Genomic DNA, 11,001 nt, shown 5'->3' with positions numbered 1-11,001 from the left:
CATAAGTGAAATTAAAAATGGTAAGGAGTAAATTATGGAAGTTAATTTGGATGTAATTGAAAAAGCAATAACTAGAATTTTCTCAGACTTGAGGAGTCGAGGTGTTGATAGTTTTAAAGTAGATGCTGATTTTTACTGGAGTATTCCTAGTGAGAAAATCTATGACCCTTATACCTTACCAACAGAACTTGATATTGGTCAGTTAGAGGAAGATTACGATATTCTTGTTCAGATGAGCAATAAAGATCTTCTGATTGGTCATAATTTGAAAAATGTAGCCGTATTATTAAGGTATCTGTCAGAGAAATACCCTGCCTGACATGAGGTGCAGGCCAAATTAACCGAGTTTTAGTGTTTAAAGAAAGGCCCAAAAGTAAAAAGTTGCAATCATCATTAATGATCTAGACTGGTAACTACGGGCTTGAAGATAATTAATTGTGGTGCTTAATCACCTCTTTATTATATTATTAGCAATAAATACATTTTCCATTATCAAGAATGGCGGTGATGAAAAAAGAATTATTTAGTCAAGACGATGTAGATTCAGGCCTGAATGTAGTGGTCGTTTCATATTTTGATCGTATGTACGAAGATAATAAGTTTTTAAAAGGAAAGTGATTATTATCTAAGAGCTGGGTTTTATTTATGTTATTAAATGAGTTGATACATGCGAAATTTGACATTATCACTCTAATCATTGACATGCCGGAAAATAACCTAAAAAATGGTATGAAAGGAACAATAATAGATACTTATAGTCAACCATACGAGGCTTATGAAGTTGAATTTTGCGAGGGCGAAGGAAGAACAGTAGCGCAACTCGCACTAACATTAGATCAGTTCGAATAATTTCGTCGGAAGATGGCGGGTAGATATGGCGATGTAGGTATTAGTTAAATATCATTATATGATACTTGGGCGATCTGAAGGAGATTAAGTAAATGGAAGATATAAGAGTAATCCAGAATGAAGTTTTCCGGTTAGGTTCTAAAGTCAACGCTTCTCATAATTCATTGATTATTCTGACAAAGCCTTCAGATTACGGAAAGCCATACCTTCACATATCTGAGGATCGCTATGAATATATTTATTCGGAGAGAGGCTTTGAATTCTCAAGAAAATCTACCAAGGATTTAGATGAGTTGTTTTACTGGATTATCTATCCCGTAGTTCATCAAATGGCCGTGGAGTATGAATTATTACATCGAGTTGATGAGCATGAAGATTGCAGGAAAATAATTTTCCCCAAACTGCTAAAATACCTAGGAAAAATAAACCCACTTTGGGCTGAAATGGCTAAAAAAGAGTTACCTCCAATTTAGTTGAGAATAGCTCTCTGAGCCAGAAACAACAGGCTCAGAAGGATAAAGAAATCGCTGAATGCCAGAACATGGCCTGCAAAGCGGTGGGCTCTTGCCAAATGGACGTCCTTTGACTGATGCAGAATCAAAGAATTTGTATCAAAATGCGACGGCTGTGGAAGTACTCCAAGATGTTCACAGAGCTGGGCCTACATATGGCGGGAAAAACACAGCAGCTCAAGTTGAGCAAGATGCTTTAGATTTATGTGGAGCAGTCTGTCATGATACTGATGCCCTGAAGAACAATATGGTTGAATGTGGCTATAATTCAAAGCAAGTTGATGACGCTATTAAACAAATTATTAAGAGAAACCGTCAGTCAGGGGTTATAAAATGATAAGTGTGTGGGATGCTGGTATTTCAGCAATCAATAATGGGGAAAAATCTTCCGAATTTTTAGCATTTTGTAAGTTGCTGGGTGAAAGTACAGTATTGACATCTGACCCTGTTGAATATAATGAATCTATTGGTAAGGAAAAATACTATAAATTTTTAAAATCTGGAGCCGAGGCAGGATTTAGAAATGAAAAGCTAAATCACATTCATTTTTATCTTGAAAATGATGAAGGCTATTCAGCCTTTGATTACGAGTTATGTCACAACCTTAATAAATCATCTGTCGAAAAAAATGTGATGGAGTTTTTCGGTTTACCTGATGCATCCGGAGGAGGTAAATTAGATCTGTTGATTGGCTACGTGAATAAATGGATTAAATACAAAAATAGCGAGCAATCAATTAACTTTCAGTTTAATAAAAATGGCTTTTTATCAAGGGTTACGATTATTAATTTATAGTGTCCAATGGTAAAGCCCATCGGCTCCAGCAAGTGCCCGTTGATAGCCAGCTGTGGCGTAGGGTTAGGGCTGCCCCCATTGTGGCGATTAAAAGGGCGCTTGATATTTTACGAAAATACAACATCTACTAAAACTCAAGGCGAAATGGTAGAAGCTAAAATAGTAGTGCTGTAATAAGAGAGGAACAGTTTAATCCCTATAATTGGAAGAGAGTCAAACAACCGTAGATTTGACCGGAAATTATGATGGATTCCCTGATTTTGGTGAGTATGATTCGTTGATCAGAAAGAAACGATAGGTACACAAATCTTTAAAAGAGCCTCTCACAGACGCTTGTATGCGTTGTGAGGTTCAGTGCGCCGGTCTGTCCCTTTCAAACTGCCGTTATTCGGCGCAGCGCCCGGCTGCTGACGCGCAGCTATCTTGAAGGCTGTGAATGTGGTAGTTACTTAGGGAGCTGACCGAGTATGATTAAGACTAAAAAGGACCAGATGAATAGTCGTGTTAATTAATATTGCTAAGTGGTATGAAAATGAGTGAGAACTTGAATCAAGTCACGTTGGAAGGCATAGATCTTAAGAATAGGTTCCTTGTGTCTATAGGATATTCCGGAGGAATCTTGGAGATACAACTTTCACCAAGCGAAGACGGAGGAACAGATGATGTAAAAATATCATTTGATTGGATCTATTCCTTCCGATTGACGGATGAAGGGGATTTACTTAAGTTACAAAATGATTTGTGTGGTAAATTAACTTTAGGAATATACACCTTGAATGACTCTGGTTATCTACGTTGGTTTAACGAACAAAGCTTCGAAATTCATAATGATGAGAAGCTAAACCACTATCTTATTGTCACAAGCACAGAGATAGTAGAAGTAATATCAATCGTGGATCCAAGTTATAAAGCAATGACTGAAGACCTTTAAACTGGATAACCAGTAAGAAATTGAAAATAAAGGATTTAAAATTAAAAATTGCAGATAAACAACTAAAAATGAAATTCTCGAAATTCATTAAGGATTCATCTTTTTGAAGACTGTTGACCATGAAAAAGAAAACTGATGAGTTCATAAGTTTTGTGATCGATAGAAATGAGTTTTTAAAGAATGACGTCAAGAAATGCCTTGAGTATTGGATGCCAGACGCACCAGCTCCGATCTTGTTGTTTTCATTAGTTGGTAAATCAATTGTTAAACATTTAAGTTTTTTTAATGAAAATGAGAAACTATCTCTTTTCCAGCACATTGAATTGGGTATGACTTCTGATAATGAGGAGCTAGCAATAGCAGTTGCTACGGGACTTGTTGAGGCATTAGTCACAGCGTCTGATGCAAATGAATCTGTTTGGAAAGAGATTGAGTATTACCTTCAGGTTGAGTCGAAGAAACATGCATTAGCATGGAAAAATTTTGGCCAGTAATTAGTAACATAAACTCCTCCTTAGATTGATATGGATCTTGAGGAGTGGACTTCACTATGTAAGGCAGGATGACTACGCGCTTCGCGGTTAAGACGTGTAGTGCTAAAGAATTCAGCACTAAAGCTTTTAGCTTTGAGCGTATTTATCCATGAAGTCGACCATGGCGCCGGCATGAGCATCAACATGCCTGATATATCGCATTACCGTCTCTGGCTTCTTCCTGGTACCCTCCTGCATAATCTGCGCGGTACTGTATTTTTTTGTGGCCATATCGACTGCGGCGCCTACGCGAGTGCTGTGCCCCGAGCATCCACGATAGCGATTTTTATTCGGCAGTGCGTCATGACCGGGGCCCACTTCACGCCATGCTCGGGCAAAAATGTCCTCCAGCGCGCGGGTAGACAAAGGCTTTAGCGATACGGCTGTCGCGCAATTTGTTTGATAAACGGGACCGAAAATAAATGCATCCGATTCGACCATCAACCCTGAATTCTAACAGCTCAAAAGCAAATCCTCGATCACTTAGGAAAAGCAGACATAGTTCCTGTAGATTTTAGTGTATTAACATCGTCTAACCAGAAAGTGTTTATGGACTACATAAAAACGTTGCCAAAAAATCAACAAGATAAATTAATTATTATGAGGTAATCATGGGCTCTTTTTTCGATATAGGATGCAAGCCATATAACAACAACTATGGTGAAAGAGGGCTAACAGTAGGGCTTAACAGAACAGCTTCGAATGCTTTAGAAGCATTGTTCGACGATGCATTACAGGAGTGTCATCCTGACATACATGAAAAGATAATGATGTTTTTGCCCTTAGATCAGATAAGTTTTAGTGAGTTAAGTAAAGAAGAGTTCAATATGGCAGTAAAAACTATTAGACAATGTCTTTTTGCTCGAAAAGAACCCAATGAAGTTCAGCTATATCAACAAGACATCTGGAATACAGAAATTCTGCCTCTAATGATGCAGGATGAGCGCTATCAACCTGATTAAAATGTAGAATTTCGGCCGAATCCTTGATGTTACCTTTTTAACCAGTTAGTTAAGTATTATTAACTGCGGCGCAGCTATCACCGGGATAAACTCCGAATAGGTTGTATCCAGAAAACCATTTTCGTGAACAGGACGTTTAAAATGACACTTTGTGGCATAACTAATGACGGGTTAGCCTTCATTTTATCGGCAGACGAAAAAGTATTTTCCTCCCGTTTTGAGCCGTCGCGCACCACCAACTGGACGATTGTGCATCATATCGTTATATAACTGGCACGGTTTGTTACAGAGAAGACAGGCGCGACGAATTGGATAAACATCGATCGCCCAACGTTTCCCAATCAGTGTAAAAAATTCACCGCCCTGGAGGTTTTAATCAAGATGACTAACAGGAACATCAAAATCCAGCAATCCGCTCCCCACTCTGCAGAGTCCCAATTACTGGTAGAGAAGTTATCAGCCGAACTCGCCTTCATAACCGGCGACAACGGCAAAAGTCATTTCAACGCCCAGGAACTCAACAATGAGTGTTGTTTGTGGGTGCTAGCCAGAAATGAAGCCGGCAATGCCGTGGGTTGCGGGGCGTTGCGGTCGCTTGGGAACAATACCGCCGAAGTAAAACGCATGTACTCCGATCGTAGTGTGCCGGGCGTTGGCGCAGCGCTATTGGAGTATCTGGAAACGCGGGCCAAAAGTATGGGATACCGCGAAATTCGGCTATCGACCCGCGTTATCAATAGCCGTGCCGTGGCGTTTTATTACCGTTCCGGCTACGCGCAAATCCAGAACTACGAACCTTACATCGGCAGAAACGAATCGATCTGTTTTGCTAAAACGCTGTGAGTTTGACAGCCTAATAATGGTAAGTTGCCACTAGTCGTATAACGATTACGGAGGTTGTCGCTATGCGTGCTCTGATCGTTACTGCTCATCCGGACCAACATTTACACACGCACCACATCGTCTCTCAGGTGGGACAAGGAATTGCTGCTGGTGGCCACTGTCACCAACGGTGCAAAAGCGATCCACCCTAACGGTCAAAAAGTGTGGGTACATGGCAATGCTACAGAACACATGGCAGAATATGCGGCATCTAAAGCCGAAACTTATACGCCAGAGGCGGTAAGGCTTGCCAGCCAGACAGAACTTCGCAGTTTTCAAGCTGCATTAGATACCGCGACAAAGAACGGTATGTCATATGGGCGTATAACAGTCGATGGTTGGCAACTGGAAATCAAACCTCCGCGCGCTGCTGGTGAGTTGCCAACAGTCATTCATGCTCGTTATCTAGGGGCAAATTAAATGGATATCGAAATAAAAAGTCCGATCATTATCACATTGGACGTAATAGAACTTGATGAACATATTCCATCATTGAAGTTTAACTTGGCGATTCAAGTAGATAAATATAATTATAGCTTGAGTGTCAGCTCCCATGTATGGCTTGAATGTCAATGCTTTGATGAATTTGTCGACAAATTATTGAATGATGATATAGCCCATCTTAAAGATATGAATGGATGTTTTGAGTTGATTGTTAATCCAATTTTAGGATGGCTTGAATGTTCATATGCTAAAGAAGATCTGCATGGGTATATCACAGTATCAAAAGGCAGAGAACGATTAACGGACGATGCGAAATCTGCAATGTATGCAGCGTTTAATGATTATCCTAAATGGTGGTGACGATTAGATCAGCTCTAAGCTATTACAGCTGAAATTAGTAACCCCAGCTTTGGCCAGGCTGACTACCTTTAATCCCTAAACAGGCCCATTTCGCACCACTGTAACAGTATTATACCAATAGCGCCGGGGAATAGACGAGTAAGACGATGATTGGGCAGACTCTACAACTGACCCACCCTATCACCGACGCGCTGCTGAGTCTGAATACTCCGAAAGATCATGTTATATCCGGCACGCTTAAGGACATGGATGGAAATCCTGTACCTAAAGAAAGCGGAGGTTATTGGGATCATATGCAGGAAATACAAAATATTCTTAGGGGACTAAGAAATCATGCTGAAGGGCTGAAAAACGTAAATAATCCAGAGGCACAAGCTGCATATGGCAGGGCAACTGATGCCATCAACAAAATTGAATCAGCGCTGAAAGGGTATGGAATATGATTACCTTCCGCAAATTGGTGGGAAATATTAATACAACGAAAGATCCAGGACATCAGTCTTCTCTTGAGGCATGGTTCGAGAGTGTTCTTGATGTCCCGGTCGAAGGCATGGCAGTAGGGGATCTCTGCCGTGCTGTGCGACAAAAGATATGTGTTGATCAGCTGATGCCAGGAATATTAGCTGTTCTGAAGGAAGATCCCCTGACTGGTGATTTTTATGATGGCGAACTGATAGCAGCGCTGGCGACAATAAAAGGGAATGAGTTGCAGGATCATAAAGAGACGTTTATCAAAATAAAGCATCTTATAAACGGACTAGATCCTCAGGATATAAACGATGATCTAAAGAATGATATTTTAAAGATAAATCAGACAGGTGTATAAAATAATCCCGCCCTTATCGATGTTTTTACGAGTCTGCAAATAATTCTGTGTAATTGCCCGTCTCCGTGATGCCGGGAACATATCAAAAACAGGCAATTACACAATTTAAATTACAGGCTCCCAAATGATCAACTCGTTATTGATGTGTTTATTTCTGATTATTTGGATTTCTTTACTCAAGAATCTAAAATGTTCGTTCAGGAACATCATGCCTGGTTCAAAGCACCGCAAGCCATTATTAGATTTGTAATCAAATAAGCAGCGACTAAACCGCTCCCGCCGTACCTTCAAAAAACGCCACCAGCAATTGCCATAAATGCTGCGCGGCGGGCGTGAAGCGGTGATCGGCGCTGCGTAATAAGTGGCATTGGCTTTCGCGGGCGATGCGATGCTGAATCGGCACGGCGACTAAGTTCTTAGCGATGAGGTCGTCTTCAACCACTTTGGCGGTCATAAACGCGATGCCCATGCCGGCCTGGCTCAAGGCGATGGCGCTGGAAAACAGATTACAACTGTAAGCCGGGCTGAATATAAATCCTTCCTGACTGAACATGGCATTCATATAACTTTGAATGCCAAAATTTTTGTCCATACCAATCAACGAATAATTAACCAGTTCGGCCACTTCAATTTGCAGGAAATGCGCGATGGGGTGTTGGTTGTGCACTACCGCACAGATTGGTCCGCGGTGAAAACTCAAACACTTCAGGCCGGGAGGGCCAATCGGGCCAAAACCCACCGCCATATCAACGTCGCCTTTGGCAATCAACGACACGGTGGTTTGCATATCGCCCGACAGGATATCGATAAACACGTCGGGATAAGTTCGCGAAAATGGCTGCAATACATGCCTGACGACTTCATCCACCATGCCTTGACCGACGCGCAATTTGATCGAGCCGCCGCGTTTATGGCGCAGATCTTTTAACTGGCGATCCAACTGGCTGCGGCGCTGATGGGTGTGCGCGTAATCTTCAGCCAATAACTTGCCGGCTTCGGTCAGTACCACATTGCGGCCACGTCGCTCTAACAGCGGCAACTGCATCTCCCGCGCCAGTTGCGATAACTGACGGCTGATGGCGGCGGGATCAACATCTAAGGCTTCCGCCGCCCGACGAATACCGCCGTAATTGCCCACTTCATACAGATACCTTATGGATTTTTCGGGATAGAGCAGCATCGCCATAGGTTTTTCCTATCTGTTGATCTCAGGTCAACAATAATAGCCTTTTATCTCCATTTTTTAAGCGCATTTTTATCTCCATACTCGAAGATTCACTATGCGAGGGCAGTACAAATGAAAACTATAAAAAATTACCTGCAACAACATGCCGATGAAATTCTTTTGGATATCAGGGAATTGGTCGCAGCGGAATCACCATCAATGAACAAAGCCGCCGTGGATCGTTGTGGCGAAGTTTTACAAGCGCTGTTTGCCAAACGTTTGGGCGTGGTAGCAGAGATTGATGAGCAGCCGCACTACGGCAATCACTTGAAGTTCACGCTGGGAAGCGGTGACGAGCAAACCGTGTTACTCGGGCATTTCGATACCGTCTGGGATGAAGGCGAGTTGGTGATGCGTGAAGAAGAGGGCAAGCTTTACGGTCCTGGCGTGCTGGATATGAAGGCCGGTCTGGTGCAAGCCATCTGGGCGGTTCGCGCGTTGCAACAGCACGATTTACTGGCAGGCAAACGCATCGTGTTTCTCTGCGGCAGCGATGAGGAAGTGGGAAGCCCAAGCTCCAGCGCCTGGTTATCGCAGCACGCTTTGGGATCGGCGCAAGTGCTGGTGGTTGAGCCTGCGGTAGCGGGATCGGGCGCACTGAAAACAGCGCGCAAAGGTACCGGACAATATGAAATCACCCTCAACGGATTAGCGGCGCACGCCGGGAACAATCCCGAAGAGGGCATCAGCGCGGTACAAGAAATGGCGCATCAGATCATGTTCTTGCACAGTTTAAACGCGCCGGAGCGCGGCACCACCGTCAATGTGGGAATTGCGCGTGGCGGCAACCGCATCAATGTGGTGGCGGATAAAGCGGTGTTAGGCATTGATACGCGCGTTACCAGCGAAGCAGAAGCCGAGCGCATTCACGCCGAGATCAGCCAGATCACACCACATTTAGCCGGCATTACGTTGAACATTAGCGGCGCACAATCACGTCCGCCGATGCGTCAAACACCGGAATCGTTGCTGCTGATGGAGCGTGCGCAGCAGGTTGCCTTACAGCTTGGTTTCGAGGTGGAAGGCAAGGCGGTTGGCGGTGGCAGCGACGGCAATTTCACTGCCGCGTTGGGCATTCCAACTTTAGATGGTTTAGGCGCAACCGGCGCAGGTATTCATGCGCGCCATGAACATATCATCATTGCCGATATTGCTCCGCGCGCGGCGCTGGTGGCGGGTTTGATCCTCGGAGGTGATGCGCATGTCTCAGGTTAATGTGGAGAAAAATACGCTGCGCCAACCGCCAGCAGCGAAAACCGAGCAAAGTCCTTATCTGCTGCTGTTTATTATTTTGGTGCTGGCGGCAGTGGCGACCTGGATTATTCCGGCGGGGAAGTTTGATCATGAAACCCGCAATGGCATTACTTTCGCCATCAAGGGAAGCTTGCATGAAGTTGCGCGTTCGGGCGTTTATCCCGGCGAAATCTTTATGGCGATTGTGCAAGGTGTCATCAAAGCCGCGCCGATCATTTTCCTGATTCTGTTTACCGGCGGGTTATTAGCGGTGATCGAATCGACGGGTGCTATTGCTACGGCGCTTAATTCTCTGTCGCGCAGTACCAAAATTAGCGATACGCGTATTATCATTATTTTTGGTGTGATATTCGCCATTCTCGGCACCACTGGCGTGGTGCAAAACTCGGTAGTAGCGTTTGTGCCGATCGGTTTACTGGTGGCGCGATCGTTGGGTTTATCGCCAATGATTGGTATGGCGCTGGTGTATTTAACCTGCGCGGCGGGTTTTAACGTTGCGGTATTAGGTCCAGCCACCACCGGATTAACCCAACATCTGGCGCAGTTACCGCTGTTTTCCGGCATGTTGTTGCGCGGTATTACCTGTTTATTGTTCGTGTTAACGGTGATGACCTATTTGATTATCTCGGTGAAACGCGCGCGGAATAATGGTGAAGTGCGAATAGAACAAACTGCGCAATATGACGACTCACTGGCGATTACCGGTCGACATAAACTGATTCTGATGACCTGCGCCGCAACGCTGATTGTATTTATGATTGGCACGGTGCAATTGCATTGGGCCACCAATGAAATGTCGGCGATGTTTATTATTCTGTCGATTATGGTCGGCATGATGGGTCGCATGTCGGGTTCTGCCATTGCTAACACCTTCCTTACGGGTTGCTCGCAATTGGTCAAAGGCGGCTTCATTGTAGGTATGGCTGGCGCGATTTCCGTGGTGCTGCAACAGGGCAATATTCTTGATCCGATTGTTGGCTTCCTGTCTGATTTACTGGCGCCGGTTCATCCCGCCATTGCGGCGGTGGGCATGTTCATCAGCGCGGCGTTGATGCATTTCGGTATTTCATCCGGTTCCGGTGAATCCGCTTTGCTGATCCCGATCTTCTCGCCGCTCGGCGATAACCTCGGTTTAACCCGTCAGGTGACGGTGCAAACGGTGTTGCTGGGTGAAGGTATCGTCAACTCCATCAGCCCAACGTCTGGGGTGTTAATGGCCGCCTTGGCCACCGCCAATATCTCTTTCGGCAAATGGATTAAATTCGTTGCGCCGGTGGTGGCGATTTGGTTTGCCATTTGTGTCGTCACCTTATTAATTGGTGTGGCGATCAACTGGGGACCATTCTAATAAATCGTAAGAAGTCACTTAATGGTGGCTTCTTATTTTTATATTGTTGTTAACACGATCAACATCCTTTCCGCTATTTT

At 44.1% G+C, this 11,001-nt stretch carries 17 protein-coding genes and 1 pseudogene; 16 read left to right on the top strand and 2 right to left on the bottom strand.

Translation table 11 applies throughout. The features are described 5' to 3' along the window. Window positions 1–34: 34 nt before the first annotated feature. From NQH49_RS22290 to NQH49_RS22260, 7 genes are all read left to right on the top strand, one after another. The gene (locus NQH49_RS22290) at window positions 35–319 is read left to right on the top strand and encodes a hypothetical protein (RefSeq protein WP_256698908.1); all 285 of its coding nucleotides are present in this window, start codon (window positions 35–37) and stop codon (window positions 317–319) included. 326 nt (window positions 320–645) lie between these two features. Continuing rightward, entirely contained in the window at window positions 646–849 is a 204-nt protein-coding gene (locus tag NQH49_RS22285) for a DUF4926 domain-containing protein (protein WP_256698907.1), read from the top strand. A 92-nt stretch (window positions 850–941) separates the two neighbouring features. Next, window positions 942–1,322: an Imm63 family immunity protein gene (locus NQH49_RS22280; protein WP_256698906.1), complete on the top strand. Its 381-nt coding sequence runs from the start codon at window positions 942–944 to the stop codon at window positions 1,320–1,322. Window positions 1,323–1,380: 58 nt separating this feature from the next. Next, window positions 1,381–1,698, top strand: coding sequence for a hypothetical protein (locus tag NQH49_RS22275; RefSeq protein WP_256698905.1), 318 nt, complete (start codon window positions 1,381–1,383; stop codon window positions 1,696–1,698). Then, a complete protein-coding gene (locus tag NQH49_RS22270) occupies window positions 1,695–2,156 on the top strand; it encodes a DUF6392 family protein (protein WP_256698903.1) in 462 nt (153 codons plus the stop codon). Before NQH49_RS22275 ends, NQH49_RS22270 begins: the two co-directional genes overlap by 4 nt. A 532-nt stretch (window positions 2,157–2,688) precedes the next feature. Beyond that, window positions 2,689–3,087 (top strand): hypothetical protein, encoded by a 399-nt coding sequence (locus NQH49_RS22265; protein ID WP_256698901.1) that lies wholly within the window; start codon window positions 2,689–2,691, stop codon window positions 3,085–3,087. 119 nt (window positions 3,088–3,206) lie between these two features. Beyond that, on the top strand, window positions 3,207–3,581 hold the full coding sequence (locus tag NQH49_RS22260) for a hypothetical protein (protein WP_256698900.1): 375 nt from the start codon (window positions 3,207–3,209) through the stop codon (window positions 3,579–3,581). 126 nt (window positions 3,582–3,707) lie between these two features. On the opposite strand, the gene NQH49_RS22255 is transcribed toward NQH49_RS22260, so the two are convergent. Beyond that, window positions 3,708–4,061, bottom strand: a complete 354-nt coding sequence (locus NQH49_RS22255) for a site-specific integrase (RefSeq protein WP_256698899.1) — start codon at window positions 4,059–4,061, stop codon at window positions 3,708–3,710. Between the two features lie 9 nt (window positions 4,062–4,070). Here NQH49_RS22255 and NQH49_RS23550 point away from each other — a divergent pair, with 9 nt between their 5' ends. The 7 genes and pseudogenes from NQH49_RS23550 (at window position 4,071) to NQH49_RS22225 (ending at window position 7,094) form a co-directional block, all read left to right on the top strand. Next, complete coding sequence (locus tag NQH49_RS23550) at window positions 4,071–4,229, top strand: hypothetical protein (protein WP_372340048.1); 159 nt, start codon at window positions 4,071–4,073, stop codon at window positions 4,227–4,229. 2 nt (window positions 4,230–4,231) lie between these two features. Next, a complete protein-coding gene (locus NQH49_RS22250) occupies window positions 4,232–4,582 on the top strand; it encodes a hypothetical protein (protein ID WP_154156727.1) in 351 nt (116 codons plus the stop codon). Window positions 4,583–4,963: 381 nt separating this feature from the next. Further along, entirely contained in the window at window positions 4,964–5,425 is a 462-nt protein-coding gene (locus NQH49_RS22245; RefSeq protein WP_256698898.1) for a GNAT family N-acetyltransferase, read from the top strand. Window positions 5,426–5,575: 150 nt separating this feature from the next. Then, window positions 5,576–5,884 (top strand): hypothetical protein, encoded by a 309-nt coding sequence (locus tag NQH49_RS22240; RefSeq protein ID WP_256698896.1) that lies wholly within the window; start codon window positions 5,576–5,578, stop codon window positions 5,882–5,884. Continuing rightward, entirely contained in the window at window positions 5,885–6,268 is a 384-nt protein-coding gene (locus tag NQH49_RS22235; protein ID WP_256698895.1) for a hypothetical protein, read from the top strand. 203 nt (window positions 6,269–6,471) lie between these two features. Continuing rightward, window positions 6,472–6,711: pseudogene (locus NQH49_RS22230) on the top strand (hypothetical protein); the annotation flags it as partial. Beyond that, a complete protein-coding gene (locus NQH49_RS22225) occupies window positions 6,708–7,094 on the top strand; it encodes a contact-dependent growth inhibition system immunity protein (RefSeq protein ID WP_256698892.1) in 387 nt (128 codons plus the stop codon). The pseudogene NQH49_RS22230 and the gene NQH49_RS22225, both read left to right, overlap by 4 nt. Window positions 7,095–7,359: 265 nt before the next feature. Here NQH49_RS22225 and NQH49_RS22220 read toward each other — a convergent pair whose 3' ends face one another. Further along, the gene (locus NQH49_RS22220; RefSeq protein ID WP_256698891.1) at window positions 7,360–8,280 is read right to left on the bottom strand and encodes a LysR family transcriptional regulator; all 921 of its coding nucleotides are present in this window, start codon (window positions 8,278–8,280) and stop codon (window positions 7,360–7,362) included. Window positions 8,281–8,391: 111 nt separating this feature from the next. Here NQH49_RS22220 and NQH49_RS22215 point away from each other — a divergent pair, with 111 nt between their 5' ends. Both NQH49_RS22215 and NQH49_RS22210 read left to right on the top strand, forming a co-directional pair. Continuing rightward, complete coding sequence (locus NQH49_RS22215) at window positions 8,392–9,534, top strand: M20 family metallopeptidase (RefSeq protein WP_256698890.1); 1,143 nt, start codon at window positions 8,392–8,394, stop codon at window positions 9,532–9,534. Further along, entirely contained in the window at window positions 9,521–10,921 is a 1,401-nt protein-coding gene (locus tag NQH49_RS22210; RefSeq protein ID WP_256698889.1) for a YfcC family protein, read from the top strand. Before NQH49_RS22215 ends, NQH49_RS22210 begins: the two co-directional genes overlap by 14 nt. The last annotated feature ends 80 nt before the right edge of the window (window positions 10,922–11,001 follow it).

The organism is Pantoea trifolii, assembly GCF_024506435.1.
GTDB lineage: Bacteria > Pseudomonadota > Gammaproteobacteria > Enterobacterales > Enterobacteriaceae > Pantoea > Pantoea trifolii.
The sequence above is the reverse complement of the archived record's forward strand: the minus strand, read 5'-3'. Positions and strand labels throughout refer to the sequence as shown.